The following is a 19,915-nucleotide window of genomic DNA, read 5'->3' on the forward strand; positions in this document are numbered from 1 at the left end:
TGGGGAATACTCCGAGCATTTCAAGAGCGACCATCATTTTTTTTAACGGTGCCAGCAACAATCCCGGGAATTACACGTAAAAGCCTGTCAATTCCGGGCGGCCTGCCAGCACAGCCTGACGGGCTCGTTTATTTAGGCGCCGACACCATGACCAAAGCGGGACGCAACACGCGATCCGAAATGGTGTAGCCCTTTTGCAGCAATTGGGCTACCGCGCCTTCTTCAAATTCAGAAGGCACAGCCGAAATGGCTTGGTGCAGGTGCGGATCGAACTTGTCGCCCGCTTGCGGTGCCACTTCTTTCAGGTTGTTGCGCTCGAAAGCCTTGTTCAACTGGCGCAAGGTGGTTTCCACCCCTTCCTTCCAGGTTTCCGTGCTCTGCTCGGTCTGGGCCAGTGCGGCTTCCAGACTGTCACGCACGGGGATCAGGCTTTCAGCAAAGGACTCGGTGCCAAACTTGCGGGCTTTAGAGACATCATCATCCGCACGACGGCGGATGTTTTCCACTTCGGCTTTGGCGCGCAGCAACTGGTCGTAGTACTGCGACACTTTTTCCTGGGCCTGGGCCAATTCAGTAGCCAGATCAGCCGAGTTTTCTTCGGGCTGCTGGCCCAGAATCTCTGGCTGGTCTTGCCCGACAGTACCCTGTTGTGCCTGTTCAGGCGTGTTTTCCGTCACTTCCCCGTCCAGAGGCTTATTGGGATCGGCATGTGTAGCCATTCGATGTATCTCCACTACAGAATTCGTTGATCGCATGAAAATGGGGGCATCTGCCCCCAGTTCAAGACCTGCCTTTGTATTTTTGCTGGCCTGGCCCTTCAAAAACCGGCTGCGGCTATCGGGTAGGCACCAGACGGCTGGGTAACCAGCCGCCCAAATGTTGCACAGCCAGCCGCCCCAGGCCCTCAATCCATTGCGGATCGTCATTCAGGCAAGGGATGTAATGGAACTCGCGACCGCCCTCTTCCAGGAAAGCGTCACGGCACTCCACCTGAATTTCTTCCAGCGTTTCCAGACAATCGGCCAGAAAGCCAGGGCAGACAGCATCCACACGTCCCACCCCCTGCTTGCCCCATTCGCGCAAAGTGGGTTCGGTGTAGGGTTCCAGCCAGCGCTGCGCACCAAAACGACTTTGAAAGGCCATATGCACTTCGACGGCAGGCTCATCCAGCGCCGCACGCAAGGCATCCGCCGTTTCACGGCAATCGCGGTAATAGGGGTCACCCAGTTCCACGCAGCGGCGTGGCAAACCGTGAAAGCTCAATAACAAACGCTCTGGTTTGCCATGTTCATCCCAATAGCGACGAATCTGCGCCGCCAAGGGGCCGATGTAATCCGGGTGGGTGTGATAGCGCTTGATGAAACGCAGCTCGGGCTGATTGCGCTGCTTGCCCAGATGGGCCGCCACGCAATCCACCGCGGTGGCCGTGGTGCTGGCCGCATACTGAGGGTACAGCGGCAAGGTCAAAATGCGCTCACAACCAGCCGCTTTCAACTTGTCCAGGCCACTGGCAATAGACGGGTTGCCGTAACGCATGCCCAGCTCTACTTTCACGTCGTGACCTTGTCCCTGCAACAGCTCCTGCAAGCCATCTGCCTGCGCCTGGCTGTACACCAGCAAGGGCGCGCCATTTTGCAACCAGATGTCCTTGTAGCGCGGTGCCAGCTTGCTGGGACGACGCGGCAAGATGAACAGACGCAAAATAATCTGCCAGACAGGCTGAGGGATCTCGATCACTCGGGGGTCAGACAGGAATTCGCCCAGATAGCGCCGAATCGACGCTGCATCAGGCTGATCCGGCGTACCCAGATTAACCAGCAAAATGCCGACAGGCCCGGCCTCGCGTACCGGAGCCTGCTCATTGAACATATCGGCGTCCTGCGCTTCGGGCAAATAAGGAGAAGCAAACAACTTGGGCATGATGATTAGTGCGTTAGACAGCCAGATTGCCTTCAGCCCAAGAACAGACTGAAGGCCCATCGTTTAACTGGCAGAGTGATGGCTCAAGGCATTGGACAATAGCCGCGCTGTAATGTCCACGATAGGAATCACACGATCATACGCCATACGCGATGGCCCAATCACGCCCAGCGTGCCCACAACCTTGCCGTCCACACCGTAAGGCGCGGTGATCACAGACACATCATCCACCGGCAAAAGCTGGGAATCCCCACCAATGTAAATTTGTACGCCATCGGCCTGACTGGAGACATCCAGCAAGTGCAGCAGATCGGTTTTTTTCTCGAATAGAGAGAACAAGCGCCGCAGGCGATCCATATCCGCCACCATTTCCGTGACATTCAGCAATTTGCTCTCGCCCGCGATGACAACCGCCTCTTCACTATCAGGCTGGTGGCTACCCACATCCACCGCTTGTTGCATCAAACGTGAAATATCCACCTGCAAAGAACTGAGCTCTTGCGACAAGGCCAGCTTGACGGACTCAAAGGACATGCCCGAGAAGTGCTGATTGAAAAAGTTGCTGGCCTCGACCAGTTCCTGTTCCAGATAATCGCGGGGCACAAACAGAATGCGGTTCTGCACATCGCCATCCGGGGTGACGATAATCAGCAACACTCGCTTGTCGGACAGGCGAATAAATTCAATCTGCCTGAAGGTCTGCGCCTTTTTTGGCGCCAGCACCACACCGGCAAACTGCGACAGATTCGACAGCAGCGAAGCGGCGGAACTGACGGCGCGGTTAGGCTCATCAAAAGGCAAATACTGGCTTAGATTGCGGGCATCGGGCCGCTCGAAACGCTCTGCCGCCAGGAGGCGATCCACAAACAGGCGGTAGCCTTTAGGCGTGGGAATGCGCCCCGCCGAGGTGTGGGGGCTATGAATCAGGCCCAGGCCTTCCAGCTCCGCCATCACATTACGTATCGTGGCCGGAGAAAAATCAAAAATGGTTGATAAGGTGCGGGACCCTACCGGCTGACCGTCGGCAATGTAGCGTTCGATCAGCACCTTCAACAAGGCATTTGCTCTGTCATCCATGTCGCGTACGTCACTTAAAAACACCAGCTCTGCATGATAAAGGGGAGAATCTTACAGCCAAGCCTAGAGTGGCAACTCTATAATCCACTGATCGCCATTATTTCATTAAACATAAGGTTTTCGCCCCATGCATTTCAAAACGGTTGCCATTGTTGGCAGATATCAGGACTCCGGCTTGGATGCGCCCATCCGATCGCTGGCTGCAACCCTGGTCAACACTGGTTGCTCGGTGCTGCTGGAGGCCGCAACCGCCCAGAATGCCGGTATTACTGAATTCCCCATTGGTGATTATGCCCAGATTGGCGAGCGCGCCGATCTGGCTATCGTAATGGGCGGGGATGGCACCATGATAGGCGCTGCCCGCGAATTAGCCCACAGCAAGGTGCCATTGATCGGGATTAACCACGGTCGCCTCGGTTTTATTACCGATGTCCCCTTGAATGACGCCAATGATGCTTTGCTAAGCGTCCTGAAAGGTGAATACGATGTTGAAGAGCGTTCCATGCTGGAAGGCCGCGTGGTGCGGGACGGGGAAGTGCTGTATTCGGGCGTAGCCCTGAACGATGTGGTCATCAACCGCGCCGGTCGCGGCGGCATGATCGAGCTGCGTGTAGAGCTTGATGGCGTGTTCATGTACCGCCAGCGCTCCGACGGCCTGATCATCTCCACTCCTACCGGCTCCACGGCGTATGCGCTGGCCGCCAGCGGCCCTTTGCTGCACCCGTCCCTGAAAGCTTTTTTACTGGTGCCGGTGGCTCCACAAACCTTGTCACACCGCCCTATTGTGCTGCCCGACACAGGCACCCTGAATTTGACCATTACGGCCCTGGGCCGGGTGGAATCCGGTGGCAGCGTGCACTTTGACATGCAAACCTGGTCGGACTGTCAGCAGGGCGACCGCATTGATGTGCGGCGCGCCCAGAACACCATTCGCTTTATCCATCCCAAGGGCTACAGCTTTTTTTCCACCTTGCGCCAGAAGCTGGGCTGGAATCACATCCCTTTGCCTAACGACGAAAACGAATAAACCCCTATGCTGCGTACCCTGCACGTTCGAGACTTTGTCATCGTGGATCAAGCCACGATTGATTTCGACACCGGCTTCACGGTTTTTTCCGGGGAGACCGGCGCTGGCAAATCCATTTTGATTGATGCGCTCTCCCTGGTATTAGGGGCACGCGGCGACGCCAAAGCCATACGCGAAGGCTGTGCACGTACCGAGGTCAGCGCGCATTTCGACTGCGAGCAAGACATTCAGAGCTGGCTTAGCGAGCGTGATTTCGATGTTTCGGAAGAACTGATTCTGCGCCGCCTGATCGACCAGCAAGGCCGCAACCGCAGCTACATCAATGGCAGCGCCGCGACCTTGACCCAACTGCGCGAACTGGGTGAGTTGCTTGTGGATATTCACGGCCAGCACGCCCATCAAAGCCTGATGAATCCCCAAAGTCAGTACGATCTGCTGGACAGCCAAGGCGGCCATTTGCCGCTGGCCCGTCAAGTAGCCCAGTCCTGGCAGCAATTGAGCCAGGCACGCAAAGCCGTCGAACAGGCCAGTCAAAGTGCTGAGCAGGGAAAGCGCGAACAGGAACGTCTGGAATGGCAGATCAATGAGCTCTCCAGTCTGAGTTTGCGTGCGGGTGAATGGGATCAGTTGCAGCAGGAGCACACTCGCCTGTCCCACGCCCAAGCCCTGATTGATGGCAGTGCGCTGGCCCTGACGGCGCTGGATGGCGAGGAAACCTCGGTACAGCAATTGCTGGGTAAAGCCAGCCATGAAATGAGCGCCCTGCTGCGCCATGATCCCGGCCTGCAAGCCATTGTGGATGCCTTGGAGTCCGCACAAATTGCTGTCACTGAAGCGGCGTCGGATCTGAACAGCTATTTAAGTGATATGGAGCTGGACCCTGAACGTCTGGCCGAGGCTGAAGAACGGGTATCAGCCATTTTCAGCGCGGCTCGAAAGTTGAAAGTGGAGCCAGAAGAGCTGCCCAGCCTGCTGGAAGGCTGGCAGGAGCAACTGGCTCAATTACAGCAGTCTTTCGACCTGGAGGCCTTGCAAGCCAAAGCCCAGCAAGCCGAAAAGCAGTATCAGGATTTAAGCGGCAAGCTCAGCACAGCACGACGCAAAACCAGTGTTCAGCTTGGCAAGCAAGTCAGCCAGGCGATGCAGTCCATGGCGATGCAAGGCGGGCGCTTTGAAGTGGCTCTAACGGCCTGCGCCCCCCAGGTCCACGGACTTGAGCAAGTCGAGTTTCTGGTGGCGGGTCATGAAGGGGTAACGCCGCGTCCGCTGGCCAAAGTTGCATCAGGCGGTGAGCTGGCCCGAATTTCCCTGGCGCTGTCCGTCATCGCCAGCCAGGCGGCTCGTGTGCCTACCCTGATTTTTGACGAAGTGGATACGGGTGTCGGTGGCGCCGTGGCCGAAGTGGTGGGACGTTTGCTGCAAGAGCTGGGCGCACGCCATCAAGTCTTGTGTGTGACCCACCTGCCCCAGGTAGCTGCCTGCGGCAATCATCATTTGAAAGTAGAGAAAACGACCGAGCAAGGCCAGACTTTTTCCTCGATCCATCCTTTGACGCAAGACGAACGCGTGGACGAAATCGCCCGTATGTTGGGTGGTCTGGAAATTACGCAAACAACCCGCGAGCATGCGCGGGAAATGCTGGCACGCCAGCGCTAGACTTTTGCGAAGGACAAGCTAAACCACCAGCGCCTTTGGCGGCCGGTGGTTTTTTGTATCCAGTCCTGACAGCCCTGCAACGCGGATCTGATTGTTCTTTGAATTTTCAGGATGCCAATGTGGCTAAATCCTGCCCCCAACTATCAGATCCCGCGCTAATAGGTCTATCAAGCCAGATTTAGCTGCGCAGAGTCGGCTTGGCCTGTTTGCCCGCTTCCGAGCATTTAGGGCAAATGCCGTACAACAGCATGGTGTGGCTCTCCAGCACAAAACCGTGGTCTTTGGCGACCTGGTGCTGGCGGGCTTCGATATTGCTGTCGGTAAACTCTTCGACTGCGCCGCAGTTGGTGCAAATCAGGTGATCGTGGTGATCGCCATCATTCAGTTCAAACACGGCTTTACCGCCGTCGAACTGGCTGCGCACCAAAATACCGGCTTGCTCGAACTGGGTCAGCACACGGTAGACCGTGGCCAAACCAATATCGACTTCCTCGGCGATCAGAAGGCGGTAAACGTCTTCCGCGCTAAGGTGGCGTTGACCGTCCTGATCGGAGCGGCGAAAAATATCCAGAATCTTCAGGCGCGGAAAAGTCGCCTTAAGCCCCATGTTCTTCAGTTCATTTTGATCGTTCATGGCTAAATTATCGCATCTTGATGGGGATGGATCTCAAGTCCGTTCTGATTAAAAACCAGCTCGTCTTGAGGCGGTTCAATGCGCAATTCATGCGCTTTTTCCTAAACCCTTATATGATAACGATTTTATTCCTACTGGGGCATTTCGTGCAGAAGAAGGCCAATTCATTCACTCCTGTCATCCGCGCCATACTCGCAGCCAGTCTGGCTGCCGCCGCTCTGAGCGCCTGCGGATCCTCTAAATGGGGCTTCCCGTACCGCGCCGACATTCAGCAGGGGAACTGGATCACTGCCGAGCAAGTGGCCCGCCTGCAATCGGGGATGACACGCGAACAAGTTCGTTATCTATTGGGTTCACCCACCTTGCAAGACATTTTCCACGCTGACCGTTGGGACTACCCCTACCTGAACCAGCCTGGCTACGGCAAGAGCGAGCAGCGCACCTTCACCGTCTGGTTTGAAGGCGACACCCTGGTTCGCTGGCAAGGCGACGAACAGCCAGACCGCCAACCGTTTGAGCGCAGCGACACCGGCAAAAAACAAACCCCACCGCCTGCTGACGCCGACAGTGCCGCCCCAACGCCTAGCGTTAGCGGCACCCAGCCTACACTTTAAGCTTCACGTTAAGGACACTGGATACATGCGCATTGCCATTGCTGGCGCAGACGGCCGTATGGGCCGGATGCTGATTGAATCTGTTTTGAACAGTACGGATCTGACCCTGACCGTTGCCCTGGACCATAGCGGCTCCAAAGCCATTGGCCAGGACGCAGGTGCTTTCCTGGGTAAAGAGAGTGGCGTCACGATCACTGATGATCTGGATGCCCTGGCCCACGCTGACTGCCTGATCGACTTCACCCGTCCGGAAGGCACTTTAGCCCATCTGGACGCGTGCCAGAAATACGGCACCCGTCTGGTCATCGGCACCACCGGCTTTTCCGAAGCAGAAAAACAGCAGATTATGGCGGCTGGCCGCGAAATCGCCATTATGTTCGCGCCGAACATGAGCGTAGGCGTGAATGCCACGCTGAAGCTGATCGAAATGGCCGCGGCCTTGCTGAACCACGGCTACGACGCCGAGGTTTTTGAAGCCCATCACCGCAACAAAGTGGATGCGCCATCGGGCACCGCCCTGGCAATGGGTGAAGCTATCGCCAAAACCTGGGGTGAGTCACTGAACGATGTGGCCGACTGGGCTCGTCACGGTCATACCGGTGCCCGTCAAGACGGTCGCATTGGTTTTTCCGTGGTGCGCGGTGGCGACATCGTGGGCGACCATACCGTGTTTTTCTGCGGTGAAGGCGAACGTATCGAGATCTCGCATCGTTCCAGCAGCCGTGCAGGCTATGCCAATGGCAGCCTGCGTGCCGCACGTTTCCTGTGCGACAAGAGCACAGGCCTGTACTCCATGCAGGATGTGCTGGGTTTGTAAAAACCTATCTGCACCTTTGTCTGAAAAGCCGACTTTTGAGTCGGCTTTTTTTTATCTGTGCTCCAACTGAATCAACTCTAAAAAATCTCTTCTACCTAGCTACACAGAGGCTTGCCCTCCTCAAACGCCCCTCTGTCACATCTCCCCTCCCTATTTTCCCTGCTTGACGCAGAAAAAAATATCACTAATATGTTAGTTGGATATTTAAAGAATAAACCTTTTCCTGCAGGAGACAACTGACATGATGAGCGAACGCCAACGCAAGTTCCGAGAGGACTACAAATCCAATATCAGCCCCGCCTACAACGGTATTGTTCACGTTGTAGTGACCTACATCGTGGGCCTGGCCGCGATTTACTACAGCATCACCCAACTAGGGCCCATAGGATGGGAGTGGCTAATTGTGATTCCCGTTTTTCTGGCGGGTAATTTTGTTGAGTGGGCCATGCACCGCTATGTGATGCACCGACGCATCAACATCATTGGCTTGCGGGAAATCTACGAACGCCACACCCGCCAGCACCATCAGTACTTCACCGATAACGAAGCCACCATTGATTCCAGCAAGGAGTTTAGGATTGTGTTTTTCCCCTGGCGCGTCCTGGCGACCCTGGGAGTTGGTGGGGGGATTTTGGGCTGGGTGGCCGCAACGGTCATCAACCCCAATGCAGGCTATTTTGTCTTCATGACCATGGTGGCGCAATACCTGGTGTACGAGGCCTTTCACTATTGCTGTCATGTGCATGAGAACAGCTTTGTGCGCAATATGCCCTTCATCAACACCATTCGCCGTCACCATACGGCCCATCACAATCAGGGCATCATGATGAAGTACAACATGAACCTGACCTTCCCCATTGCTGACTGGGCGATGGGCACCACGGATCTGCGCCGTGGTCTGCTGGGCCACCTGTTCAATGGCTATAGCGAAAAGCACGTCAAGGAAGAACTGAAGCCGATTATTCGCCGCTTCCGCTTTGAAGATACTGGCGATACAACCGACGGCCCCGCCTTGAAGCAAGACGAAGCCCATGCTCTGGAGCGCGGGCTGGCCTGAAGAAGCCCCGCGTCTTATTTACAAGCTGGAGATCAAGGTCGTGCGGGCAAGTTCTTCGATGTAATCCATCAAGAGGTCCAGGCTCTGACCGGCCTGGTCCATATCGCCCCCGGCAATGGACATCGCCAAATTGGCATGCAGTCTGCCCATTTCCGTCAAGTCCGGGTTTTGCTGATAGTGGCAGAACCAGAAACGACGTGACAGGCCATGTGTCAGACGCATCGCCGCTTCCGCAAATTCATTGCGCGCGGCTTCGATTTCCAGCTCATTCAACCGCCGATCTGCCCGGATAAAACTGACTTCATCGTTCTGGGCGGCTGCTTCCAGGAAAGCATCATGCAAGCTCTTGAATTGCTCGCGTTGATCGCGTGTCGCCCGTTTGGCCGCACTGCGGCAGATCAGACGTTCGATTTCCCGACGCGTCTCAATCAGACGCAACTGTTTGGGCATATCCAGTTCTGGAATCAACAGCCCACGCTGCGGCAAGACCAGCATCAGATGCTCACGCGCCAAACGCTGGATAGCTTCTCGAATCGGGGTGCGGCCAATCTCGAACATCTGGCTCAAGGTCAATTCCGACACGATGCTGCCCGGTGGCAACTTCAGGGTAATGATGGCCTCTTCCAAACGCTCGTAAGCAATGTCCGTGAGCTTGGGCTTGGGCTCTGCCAAGGCCTTGATTTCCAGGCCCTCATCAAGAGTTTGCCCCTTTCCCGCTACCTTCCGCTTGCTTGTGACCATGCTAACCCTGCCTTTAAAACGCAGCGTTTGCTGCTGACACCGAACACCTGACGCCTGCCCAAGCCCCCCATGCTACGAGGCCCGACCTAAGCAACAGCCTCATATCTTAGTTGTATTTATCTACTCCAGGAAGCCACATGAGCATTGCCCACGACTCACCACAAGGCGCCATCATCGCCATCCACGGCATACAAGGCACCCATCGCAGTTGGCTGCCTCTGGCCCAAATCAGCCCCCCTGCGCTGTCCTGGCATACCCCGGATTTACGAGGTCGAGGCCAGGCGCTACGTGGCACCTGCCAAGAGGACTACGGTCTGGATGGCTTCGTACAGGACCTGCGTGTCTGCATCGAGAGCCTGCCCAAGGACCTGCCCTATGTTCTGGCCGGCTGGAGTCTGGGCGTGTCTGTTGTGCTGCAAACCTGCCTGACGCTGCTGGATGAACAAGCTCCGCTCCCACAGGCTCTGCTGTTGTTATCAGGCACAGCCAGCCTGAACAGTACCCACTGGTTCCAAGCACAAGATACCCCCACCCTGCTGCAGGAAATTGCAGAACGAGAACAGCGCCTGGGCTTGAAGGAAGCCGCTGGCCACCAGGATGTGGCCTGGACCTGGTTGGCGAATCGTCACCATGACTTGCATGCACAAGTACCCCGTATCGCTATTCCCTCTTTGATCATTCACGGCGAGCAGGATCTGGACTGCCCCATTGCACATGCCCACCAGTTGGCACAGGCCCTGCCGCAAGCCACCTTGCACAGCCTGCCTGACGCCGGTCACAGCATTCTGGGCTCGCACACAGAGCTGATCGCCTCCCTGATTGCCCCCTTCTGCTCCCTTCACACCGCAAGGACTCCCGTATGAACACGCACGTTTTCTTTTGCCCCCCTCCCCGCACCTTGATGGGGCGTGGCTGCCGCCATGATCTGCCTGCGCTGATTGCCCACTTGGGCTGGCGTCGTGGCTTATTGATTACCGACCGCTTTTTCACCATTCAAACCACCTGGGTTCAGGACCACATCGCAGCCTGTAGAGAGCTGGGTATTGAGGTCGTGGTTTTTGATGGTGGCGAGCCGGACCCTTCCACCACCTTATGCGATCAGGCCACGCTGCAAATACGCGCCCATTTGGCCGATCACCCTATTGATTACGTATTGGCTTTGGGCGGTGGCAGCAATATTGATCTGGCCAAAGCACTGTGTCTGACCGTCCCCACCGGGGAGTCCATACGCGCCTACAGCGGCACCTGGCCAGCCCACACCAAACCCTTGCCCTTGATCGCCTTGCCCACCACCTCGGGCACAGGATCTGAGGCTACACCGGGAGCCATTTTGGTCGATCCCGACAACGCCACCAAAATCGCCGTCATGGGCAATGCGCTACGCCCCGCCATTGCCGTTATCGACCCGGAACTGAGCGATAGCTGTCCGCCCCGCGTCACTGCCGATGCAGGTATTGATGCCCTGACCCATGCCATTGAATCCTTTGTGACTCAGGATGCCAGCCTGTTTGACCGCGCCGGAAGCCCGGACCCTGGCTATAGCGGCCGCTCCTCCCTGACCATGATGTTTGCCCGCGAATCCATACGCCTGTGTGGTGCCTTCATGCTGCGCGCCTATCGCGACGGTAGCGACACTGAAGCCCGTGATGGCATGGCCAGCGCCAGCTACTACGCGGCACTTTCCTACGGCACAGCAGGCCTGAACGCTGTCCACGGCATTGCCTACGCACTAGCCGGTTTGACGCACCAATCCCATGGCACGACCAATGCCGTCCTGCTGCCCTATGTGCTGGATGAGCTACGTGAAACCCGCGCCCCGGAACTGCTGGAAGTGGCCCAACTGCTAGGCATGCCACCCGCCAATCCCCAAGACACCTTGATGGCCCTGCCTGCCTATGTGCGCTCCTTGGTCGAAAAACTGGATATTCCTTCCGACCTGAGCCAATGCGGCGTACAGGCCCATCAACTGGAGCGTTTGCAAACAGACGCCCTGCAAGTCACTCGCCTTGCCAAAGCCTTTCCGGTGGCTGACTGCACCAGCGCCTACCAACGCATTATTCAAAGCGCTTTTGAAGGCAGTCTGGCCGGAGCCGTCACCAACAGTTAATTAGCCAACTAAGTACATACCATTATTTAACCCTAAAATAAATACCACTAGTATCCATGTAATATATCAGTAAAAGAAAAAAGGCCTGCCTTGGCCTGACGGCAGGTCACCTACACCTAAAAAACCCGCCACAAGAGCGGACCGACAGGAGACACCTATGACAGCCCAGCTATCCCCCAATGTGGCAAATCGCCTTGAGCGATTACCCATGACACGCTATCAACGCATGCTGTTCGGTATTATCGCGACCGCCTGGTTCTTTGATTCTATGGACCTGGGCATCATGACCTTTGTATTAGGCTCCATCAAAGCAGAAATGGGCTTGAGCACCGCGCAAGCGGGCATGCTGGCCAGCTCCAGTTTTCTAGGCATGTTTTTGGGCGCGGCCATTGCTGGGATGCTGGCAGATAAATATGGCCGCAAACCCGTCTTCCAATGGAGCATGATTTTCTGGGGCGTGGGGAGTCTGGCCTGTGGACTGTCTCAAAACATTGAGCAGCTAATGGCGTTTCGAGTCTTGCTGGGCTTTGGCATGGGGATGGAGTTTCCCATCGGCCTGGCAATGGTTTCCGAAATTGTCCCTGCCAAAAGTCGTGGTCGCTATATTGCGATCCTGGAAGGTTTCTGGCCCCTGGGCTTTATCAGTGCCGGTATTCTGACGTTTTTAAGTCTGGACTATATAGGCTGGCGCGGCATTTTCATTGCGCTGTCCATCCCTGCCCTGTTCGTCTTTGTTATCCGCCGCTGGGTGCCCGAATCGCCTCGTTGGCTGGAAGAAGCAGGCCATAACGACCGTGCCGAGCAAGTCACCAGCGCCTTTGAACACAAGGTTATTCAAGCCAACGGAGGCCAAGCCCTGCCCGCTCCCCTGCCCGCCACACCGAGCGAAAAATTGAACCGGGGCGCCTTGTTCTCCCAGCTCTGGCAAGGTCAGTACGCACGCCGCACACTGATGCTCTGGATGCTGTGGTTCTTCTCTTTGCTGGGCTATTACGGTCTGACGACCTGGCTGGGTGCCCTGTTGCAACAAGCCGGTTATGAAGTCACCAAGTCCGTCACCTACACCATCTACATTTCCTTGGCGGGTATTCCCGGTTTCATCTTCTCGGCCTGGCTACTGGAAAAATGGGGCCGCAAAGCCACCATGGTCTTGATGCTCTTCGGCAGCGCAGGCTGTGCCTTTATCTATGGCCACGTCGCCACCAGCCAGGCCCCTGTTGCTCAGTTGATTGGTGCCGGTTTGTGCATGCAGTTCTTCATGTTTGGCATGTGGTCCGTCTTGTATGCCTACACCCCGGAGCTGTATCCCACACGTACTCGCAGCACTGGAGCCGGGTTTGCCTCCTCAATAGGTCGGCTGGGTTCCTTGTTCGGGCCTTTGCTGGTGGGCTTTATCTTGCCGTGGACCGGCCATGCTGGCGTCTTCACGCTAGGTGCTATTTCCTTCTCTATCGCCGCCCTGGTGGTGATTGCCTTGGGTGTAGAAACCAAGGGGCGATCACTGGAGGAAGTATCGGCTTAAGAAACTGATTCAATGGATAATTAGTTAACTTAAAGCTCAATAAAAAAACCCGTACCAGCCTATTTAGCTGCTACGGGTTTTACTTATAAATGGCTATGCCTAGTTGCCATTGCTGTCCTGACTCAGGTCAACCTGAATACGCCCATCCAAAACCGCATGAGCCCGCTCTCGATCCACATCACCTTCCCAGGTCCCCACCACCACGGTTCCTACGCAGTTACCAATCAAGTTGGTCAAGGCACGAGCCATCCCCATGAACCAGTCAACCGACAAAACCAGAACCAAGCCAATAGCTGGAATAGCGGGAACCGCACTCAACGTTGCTGCCAGAATCACAATGGCAGAACCCGGCACGCCGTGTGCCCCTTTGGAGGTCAGCATGGAGATGGCCAAAATGGTCATCAAGTCGATAAAGGACAAGGGTGTATTGGTGGCCTGTGCAATAAACACAGCGGCCAAAGTCAGGTAAATCGAAAAGCCATCCAAGTTAAAGGAATAACCCGTCGGCACCACCAGGCCCACCGTGGACTGTTTGATACCCATGCGCTCCAGCTTGCGCATCACTTGGGGCAAGACCGCATCGGACGACGCCGTCCCCAATACAACCAGCAGTTCCTCTCGCAAATATCTCAACAGTTTGACGATGCTAAAACCAGTCATGCGCAAGATCAGACCCAACACGCCCAGCACAAAAATGGCGCAGGTCACATAAAACAGCACAACCAGCAAGCCCAACTTGCCCAGGGTGCCAAGTCCGTACTCGCCTACCGTAAAGGCCACCGCCCCCAGCACGCCCAAGGGTGCCAAACGGACAATAAAACCAATAATCTTGAAAAACACATGAGACAGTGTCTCCACCGCCGATGCCACCGGACGACCACGCTCACCCATCAGAGCCACGGCTAATCCAAACAAAATCGCAATCAGCAACACTTGCAGAATATCGCCCGAAGCGAAAGCATCCACAAAAGTGGTCGGAATAATCTTCATCAAGAAGCCGACAGTATCCGTACTTTGCGCAACCCGCGAGGTATACGCGGCCATGGCGCTGGCATCCAGCGTGCTGGGATCCACATTCATCCCATGACCAGGAGTAAAGAAATAGCCCAGCAAAATCCCCAAAGCCAAGGCAAAAGTAGTGACCACCTCGAAGTAAATCAGGGCCTTCACCCCGACACGCCCCACTTTCTTCAAATCGCTGCTGCCACAAATGCCGTGTACCACGACACAAAACACCAAGGGCGCCACGATCATCTTGATCAGCTTGATAAAACCATCACCAAAGGGTTTGAGCGAGGCGGCAAAGTCCGGCCAGATCACCCCCACCAAGACTCCAAGTATCAAGGCAACAATGACCTGTCCAAACAAGGTTCTGTATAAAAAACGCATCTTTGTCTCCAGTGATTTTGTAAGAACTGCCGTTTTTCTACGGCCAATCCGTCAAACTGAAATTTCATCTGACATGTCAACATATATTCAATATGAAATACCGAATATAATTAAAATCGAATATGAAGAAGCAGTCGTAAAAACCCCTACAAGTACAAATCGGAGACGCTAAATGAGTATTCCCTCCTCCTCTGACGACTCGTTGCTGGCCACCCAGGCGTTCCAGGCATTTCGTCATTTACTAGCTACAGGGCGAGTACGTGCGGGGCAGATGGTGTCGATGGCCGAGCTGATGAAACTAAGCGACTTCCCGCTGGCTCCAGTGCGTGAAGCCGTCAAGCGCGCAGCGGCTGCCGGGCTGGTGTCTATCCTGCCCAAGCGGGGTGTTCTGGTTCTGGAGGCAACCACGGAAGCGCTACGGGAATGCTTCCAGTTGCGCTGTGTGTTCGATCAGGAGGGGGCCAGAATACTGGCGAGCTGTGCCAAGCAGCCCGCACTGGAGAGCTTGCGGGACAAACACGAGAAGATTCTGGAGCAGGCACAAAGCGGCCTGGTCACCACCGCTTTGCAGATTCAGGCCATGGAAGTGGACTGGGCCTTGCACCGCTATCTGGCTCAAGCGCTGCAGAACCGCTCGGCCATGACGATTTACGAAGAAAACTGTGATCGCATCAATGTGCTGCAGCACTCGCGCCGCCCATTACCCGAGCGCATTGTGCCCGCCATGAAGGAGCACTTGCAGATCCTGGATACGCTTCAGGCAGGACATCCCGAAGCAGCCATGGAAGCGGTGCGCCACCATCTGGCACAAACACTGCGATGGTGGGGCGCGGTTGACGCTTAATTCACAATAACGGGCTCTTGTTCCAGCTCCACTCCGAAGCGCTCCCGAACAGAGCCCCGAATCGCCTGGGCCAGGCGTTCAATATCATGCGCGGTCCCGCCGCCATGGTTCACCAGCACTAAGGCCTGACGATCATGTACACCCACCGCACCATTACGCTGGCCTTTCCAGCCACACTGGTCAATCAACCAGCCCGCCGCTAACTTGCATTGGCCTTGCCCCAAGTCGTAAGACACCAGGTTCGGCCATTGCTGTTTAAGCGTATCGCGCTGCTCTACAGGCACAACCGGGTTCTTGAAGAAGCTACCTGCATTCCCCAGGACACGAGGGTCAGGCAATTTTTGACGACGAATTTCGCAAACCGCATCAAAAATGGTTTGAGGGTCTGGCTCGCCCGCCAAATGTGCTTGTTTATTCAGATCGGGATATTCCAGCACTGGCGTCCACTGACGCGGCAAGGCAAAACGCACTGCCAGAATCAACCAGCTACCTGCCGGATCGTGCTTGAAGCGGCTGTCTCTATATGCAAAGCCGCACTCCGCAGCAGACAGCTCGATCTCCTTACCGTCTTTAAAGCTCCAGGCCAGCACGCTATGCACGCGCTGCTCCAGCTCCAGGCCGTAAGCACCAATATTTTGTACAGGCGCAGCCCCGACCGTACCGGGAATCAAGGCCAGATTTTCCAAACCGGGCCAGCCCTGATTCAAGCAATGCTGTACAAAATCATGCCAGCACTCCCCAGCCTGCGCTTCCACGATATAGGCAGCCTCATTTTCAGCCAGTAAACGAATACCTTTGCTTTCAACTTTCAGTACCAGGGCATCGACTTGCTCGGCCAGCACCACATTACTGCCACCACCCAGCACGAAAATGCGCTCCCCCTGATCAGTCAGCACTTGCAGCCCAGGCAACTGGGTAACATTGTCATACACCAGCAGGTCACGCGCGCAACTGCGTAGACCCAAGGTATTAAAAGAACTCAAATCCACATTACGCTGCCTGTCCACGGCCCTGTCCCACGATCAAAGAAAGCAATAAGCATAGCTCGGACAGACAATTTTCCGGGGAAAATTACAGAATCTATTGACAAGCTTACTTCCAGCAGTCTATAGTTACGTTCTTGCTTAGGGCAGCGTCAGTTTCGCAGCAAAAAAGCAGTTTGAAGGTAGTCTGGTTTGTTAAGCGGTACAGGTAAAAAGCTGGTAGGAAACTTCAGCAAAACACCAAAAACACTTGACAAACAAATACAGCCACTCTAAACTAGCTTTCTTTACTTAATCAGCACCAAAGATTAAGTGAATTGCTAAAAAACGGATTAAAAACTGCTTTTAGCAAACCGTCTGCACAGCAGATATGCGGGAGTAGCTCAGTTGGTAGAGCGCAACCTTGCCAAGGTTGAGGTCGCGAGTTCGAGACTCGTCTCCCGCTCCAGATTCCTAAGGGAAGCCTAGGCTTCCCTTTTTAATCGACCACGGCGCAATGGCAGAGTGGTTATGCAGCGGATTGCAAATCCGTCTAGGTCGGTTCGATTCCGGCTTGCGCCTCCAGTAATTCTGGTCACAAGTCGGTAGTGTAGTAAAAAATGCGGGAGTAGCTCAGTTGGTAGAGCGCAACCTTGCCAAGGTTGAGGTCGCGAGTTCGAGACTCGTCTCCCGCTCCAAATTCAAAAAGCCCAAACTTCGGTTTGGGCTTTTTCTTGTCTGCTGCATTCAGCCTTGTTTCAACCAGGACGCAGGTTCACGAACAGGCTCCGGTTTGGACGCTGCCAAAGGCCGCCCCAATATCTGTGCCACCCCACGTTCCCCGATCATGATGGCCGTCGCATTGGTATTGCCACTCGTCACCATAGGGCAGACCGACAAATCCACCACGCGCAGATTGGGTACACCATGCACGCGCAAATCCAGATCCGTCACCGAGCTGACGCTATCCTGCCCCAATCGGCACGTACCCGTCGGGTGATAAACCGTCTTGATGTTTTGCCGTACAAATGCTTCCAACGCCTTGGTATCCCGCCAATCCATGTCTTCAGGCGCGGTCACCTTCTTGATCAAGGCTTTGAGCGATGGTTGCTCCATTAACCTGAGCCCAATCTGCACGGCCCGAATCTGCCCCTCCAAATCAGCTTGTGTCCCTAAATAGTTGGGATCAATCAGGGGCTGATCTTGCGGATCCTTGCTGCGCAAGCGCAGTTGCCCTCTTGCTTCGGGTCGAACATGCCCTGTCTTGACGGTCAAACCGTGCTCCTGCGCGGGTGGCTTTTCTCCTGGCGTATTGTCAAAGTTATCCAGCACAGGCAGGAACATCAGTTGAATATCCGGCCGCCCTACGCCCAGGCTGTCGATGAAAGCCCCGCCTTCCAGGACATTCGTGGTCAGCAAACCGCTACGGAACGCCGCCCATTGAAACATGTGGCCGATGGCGCGCAGGCCTTTGTCCTCGCCAAGCAGGCTATTGCTGGCGTGCGTGGTCGCATTCAAGGACAGATGCAGATGATCGTGCAGATTCTTGCCAACGGGCAAATCCAGCAAGGTGTCGATGCCCAATTCACTTAAATGCTCTTTAGGGCCTACGCCAGACTGCATCAGGATCTTGGGACTGCCAAAGGAACCTGCACTCAGAATGACCTCATTGCGCACCCAGGCCGTTTGCACATTTCCCTGCTTTTCGCTGAATTCCACCCCAACTGCGCGGCCTTCGCTAAACAGTACTTTGTGTGTCAGGGCGCCTGTAATCACAGTCAACTGGTCATTGCCCCGCACGCGCTCCAAATACGCTTTGGAAGTGCTGCAACGCTCTCCGGAACGGGTAGTTGTCTGGTAGTAACCTATCCCTTGCTGGGATGCTCCATTGAAATCATTCACATACGCAAGCCCCATCTCCTGGCCTGCGCGCACAAAAGCTTGTGTCATGGGATGACGGAAACGGTTCTCGCTGACGCCCAGATAACCGCCTGCCCGATGATACTCACCGCTTAAACTTTCGTTGTCCTCGGCGAACTTGAAGTACGGCAGCACGTCCCGTGCGCCCCACCCTGGCATAGCCCATTCGTCAAAATCCTCCTGCTGGCCACGGATGTAAATCATGCCGTTCACCGAGCTGCCCCCGCCCAACACCTTGCCTTGTGCAATGATCATCTCGCGGCCATTGCAGTGAGGCTGAGGAACCGTCATATAAGGCCAGGACTTTTGCTGAAACACCTTTACAACCGTTGCCGGGATACGGTGAAAAATGCTGCTATCCGGCCCTCCCGCCTCAAGCAACAACACAGTGCCCGCGTTCTGTTCTATCAGGCGCGTTACCACCACGCAGCCCGCCGAACCGCCCCCTACCACGATATAGTCGTACTCTTGTCTGGACATGTTGAAGCCTCAATGAAAATATTTCCTGAGAATTCTAGAGGCCCATAAAACCAGTCGATTGACTCTCCAAGACACCAGATTGACTCTGACTGCCAAACTAAGTGAAAACGATAGGAGCAAGCCACCCGCTGATCGGTAGAATATTTCAGGAGAAATGCACTCTCCCGAGACGATCAACCATGACTACTCAAAACCAGTATGCTTTCGAGCACTGGAACGACTTGGTCCAGGCCGTATGCAGCCGATTGGTGACGCGCCGCCCCAACAAGGAAAAACCCTTTTTCGGGAATTTCCAGGTACATGACTTCGGCGGTCTGGACATCGCTGACATTCGCACCAACGCCGATCTTGTCCGCTGCGAGCACGGCAGCCTGACTCGCGGCGATGATCGTTTTTATTTTCTGGTCATGCAACGTCAAGGCACCATGGCCATCCGCACTGATCGCGAGCAGTTCATCCTGCACCCCGGCGACATGGCCTTGCTGGATTCCGCCCAGCCGTACGAGATGCGATCACTGGACATCATTAACCAGCTATCGGTCCATCTGGACCGCCAGGCCTTTGATCAACACGTCCCTTTTTATGCGAACCGTTTCGGCAAGCTGCAGCACAAGGACTTTCATGGACAACTGCTGCAATCTTTGCTGCGCCAGTTAAATGTCATGACACCGCAGGCCTACGCTCCACTTGCCCCGCAGCATGGTGCGTCACTACAAAATACCCTGATTACGCTTCTGGCCCCCTTGCTAAAGAACGGCCCGCCCTTGGAAAAGCATGATTTGCGCGGCCTGGCTGAGCGCATGATCGAACAGACCCTGCATGAACCCCTCAGCCCCCAGGAACTCGCCAAGCGCTTGAAGATTTCTGTTCGGCAACTGCATCGCCAGTTCGAGCAAGGCCAGGAAACTGTGCAGCGCTACACATTGCGACGACGCCTGGAGCGCTGCGCCGAAGAACTGAGCGCTCCCGACAAGTGGGATGTACCGGCAGCACATATTGCCTGCCAGTGGGGCTTTAGCGACTCTGCTTATTTTTCACGCGCCTTTAAAAAACACTTCGGATTGCCACCGGCAGCCTATCGCAGCCGCAGCAAAGAAGGCTAAGCCCTCGCACACTGCCTGGGCTCGCCTGCTGCCAGCCGCCAGGCC

The 19,915-nt window shown here is 55.4% G+C and carries 18 protein-coding genes and 3 tRNA genes; 13 read left to right on the forward strand and 8 right to left on the reverse strand.

The annotated features are described in order from the left end of the window. Positions 1–128: 128 nt before the first annotated feature. The 3 genes from grpE to hrcA all read right to left on the reverse strand — a co-directional run bounded on the left by grpE (position 129) and on the right by hrcA (position 2,997). Complete coding sequence (gene grpE, locus OSH09_RS16840) at positions 129–719, reverse strand: nucleotide exchange factor GrpE (RefSeq protein WP_207875469.1); 591 nt, start codon at positions 717–719, stop codon at positions 129–131. 115 nt (positions 720–834) lie between these two features. Continuing rightward, positions 835–1,920, reverse strand: coding sequence for a ferrochelatase (hemH, locus tag OSH09_RS16845; RefSeq protein ID WP_207875470.1), 1,086 nt, complete (start codon positions 1,918–1,920; stop codon positions 835–837). A 63-nt stretch (positions 1,921–1,983) separates the two neighbouring features. Beyond that, positions 1,984–2,997 (reverse strand): heat-inducible transcriptional repressor HrcA, encoded by a 1,014-nt coding sequence (gene hrcA / locus OSH09_RS16850; RefSeq protein WP_207875471.1) that lies wholly within the window; start codon positions 2,995–2,997, stop codon positions 1,984–1,986. Positions 2,998–3,124: 127 nt separating this feature from the next. On the opposite strand from hrcA, the gene OSH09_RS16855 reads away from it, so the two are divergent. Beyond that, positions 3,125–4,024: an NAD kinase gene (locus OSH09_RS16855; RefSeq protein WP_222666854.1), complete on the forward strand. Its 900-nt coding sequence runs from the start codon at positions 3,125–3,127 to the stop codon at positions 4,022–4,024. Positions 4,025–4,030: 6 nt separating this feature from the next. Further along, a complete protein-coding gene (gene recN / locus OSH09_RS16860; protein ID WP_266121628.1) occupies positions 4,031–5,680 on the forward strand; it encodes a DNA repair protein RecN in 1,650 nt (549 codons plus the stop codon). Between the two features lie 178 nt (positions 5,681–5,858). Here the strand turns inward: recN and fur are convergent, their stop codons facing one another. Next, positions 5,859–6,314, reverse strand: coding sequence for a ferric iron uptake transcriptional regulator (fur, locus tag OSH09_RS16865; RefSeq protein ID WP_207875474.1), 456 nt, complete (start codon positions 6,312–6,314; stop codon positions 5,859–5,861). A 146-nt stretch (positions 6,315–6,460) separates the two neighbouring features. Here fur and OSH09_RS16870 point away from each other — a divergent pair, with 146 nt between their 5' ends. The 3 genes from OSH09_RS16870 to OSH09_RS16880 all read left to right on the forward strand — a co-directional run bounded on the left by OSH09_RS16870 (position 6,461) and on the right by OSH09_RS16880 (position 8,802). Next, positions 6,461–6,928: an outer membrane protein assembly factor BamE gene (locus OSH09_RS16870; protein ID WP_266121629.1), complete on the forward strand. Its 468-nt coding sequence runs from the start codon at positions 6,461–6,463 to the stop codon at positions 6,926–6,928. A gap of 25 nt (positions 6,929–6,953) precedes the next feature. Further along, entirely contained in the window at positions 6,954–7,745 is a 792-nt protein-coding gene (gene dapB, locus OSH09_RS16875; RefSeq protein WP_266121630.1) for a 4-hydroxy-tetrahydrodipicolinate reductase, read from the forward strand. 241 nt (positions 7,746–7,986) lie between these two features. Continuing rightward, positions 7,987–8,802 carry a sterol desaturase family protein gene (locus OSH09_RS16880; protein ID WP_207875477.1) on the forward strand — a complete coding sequence of 272 codons (816 nt, stop codon included), beginning with the start codon at positions 7,987–7,989 and terminating at the stop codon, positions 8,800–8,802. 18 nt (positions 8,803–8,820) lie between these two features. Here the strand turns inward: OSH09_RS16880 and OSH09_RS16885 are convergent, their stop codons facing one another. Continuing rightward, the gene (locus tag OSH09_RS16885; protein ID WP_207875478.1) at positions 8,821–9,543 is read right to left on the reverse strand and encodes a GntR family transcriptional regulator; all 723 of its coding nucleotides are present in this window, start codon (positions 9,541–9,543) and stop codon (positions 8,821–8,823) included. A gap of 137 nt (positions 9,544–9,680) precedes the next feature. Between OSH09_RS16885 and OSH09_RS16890 the strand changes: the two genes are divergently transcribed. The 3 genes from OSH09_RS16890 (at position 9,681) to OSH09_RS16900 (ending at position 13,172) form a co-directional block, all read left to right on the forward strand. After that, positions 9,681–10,406 (forward strand): alpha/beta fold hydrolase, encoded by a 726-nt coding sequence (locus OSH09_RS16890; protein WP_207875479.1) that lies wholly within the window; start codon positions 9,681–9,683, stop codon positions 10,404–10,406. After that, complete coding sequence (locus tag OSH09_RS16895) at positions 10,403–11,650, forward strand: iron-containing alcohol dehydrogenase (protein WP_266121631.1); 1,248 nt, start codon at positions 10,403–10,405, stop codon at positions 11,648–11,650. Before OSH09_RS16890 ends, OSH09_RS16895 begins: the two co-directional genes overlap by 4 nt. A gap of 157 nt (positions 11,651–11,807) precedes the next feature. Further along, positions 11,808–13,172 carry an MFS transporter gene (locus OSH09_RS16900; protein ID WP_207875481.1) on the forward strand — a complete coding sequence of 455 codons (1,365 nt, stop codon included), beginning with the start codon at positions 11,808–11,810 and terminating at the stop codon, positions 13,170–13,172. A 99-nt stretch (positions 13,173–13,271) separates the two neighbouring features. On the opposite strand, the gene OSH09_RS16905 is transcribed toward OSH09_RS16900, so the two are convergent. Then, a complete protein-coding gene (locus tag OSH09_RS16905; protein ID WP_207875482.1) occupies positions 13,272–14,561 on the reverse strand; it encodes a C4-dicarboxylate transporter DctA in 1,290 nt (429 codons plus the stop codon). Positions 14,562–14,733: 172 nt separating this feature from the next. Between OSH09_RS16905 and OSH09_RS16910 the strand changes: the two genes are divergently transcribed. After that, a complete protein-coding gene (locus OSH09_RS16910) occupies positions 14,734–15,405 on the forward strand; it encodes a GntR family transcriptional regulator (protein WP_207875483.1) in 672 nt (223 codons plus the stop codon). On the opposite strand, the gene murB is transcribed toward OSH09_RS16910, so the two are convergent. Continuing rightward, on the reverse strand, positions 15,402–16,412 hold the full coding sequence (gene murB / locus OSH09_RS16915; RefSeq protein WP_266121632.1) for a UDP-N-acetylmuramate dehydrogenase: 1,011 nt from the start codon (positions 16,410–16,412) through the stop codon (positions 15,402–15,404). The genes OSH09_RS16910 and murB overlap by 4 nt on opposite strands. A gap of 348 nt (positions 16,413–16,760) precedes the next feature. On the opposite strand from murB, the gene OSH09_RS16920 reads away from it, so the two are divergent. The 3 genes from OSH09_RS16920 to OSH09_RS16930 all read left to right on the forward strand — a co-directional run bounded on the left by OSH09_RS16920 (position 16,761) and on the right by OSH09_RS16930 (position 17,065). Then, positions 16,761–16,836 (forward strand) — tRNA-Gly (locus OSH09_RS16920). 42 nt (positions 16,837–16,878) lie between these two features. Next, positions 16,879–16,952: transfer RNA gene (locus OSH09_RS16925), tRNA-Cys, on the forward strand. 37 nt (positions 16,953–16,989) lie between these two features. Next, positions 16,990–17,065: transfer RNA gene (locus tag OSH09_RS16930), tRNA-Gly, on the forward strand. A gap of 49 nt (positions 17,066–17,114) precedes the next feature. Here the strand turns inward: OSH09_RS16930 and OSH09_RS16935 are convergent. Further along, complete coding sequence (locus tag OSH09_RS16935) at positions 17,115–18,767, reverse strand: GMC family oxidoreductase (protein WP_266121633.1); 1,653 nt, start codon at positions 18,765–18,767, stop codon at positions 17,115–17,117. 179 nt (positions 18,768–18,946) lie between these two features. On the opposite strand from OSH09_RS16935, the gene feaR reads away from it, so the two are divergent. Beyond that, complete coding sequence (feaR, locus tag OSH09_RS16940) at positions 18,947–19,870, forward strand: transcriptional regulator FeaR (RefSeq protein WP_266121634.1); 924 nt, start codon at positions 18,947–18,949, stop codon at positions 19,868–19,870. Positions 19,871–19,915: the final 45 nt, after the last annotated feature.

Origin of the sequence: Alcaligenes parafaecalis (assembly GCF_026344135.1) — a bacterium.
Lineage (GTDB): Bacteria > Pseudomonadota > Gammaproteobacteria > Burkholderiales > Burkholderiaceae_B > Alcaligenes > Alcaligenes parafaecalis.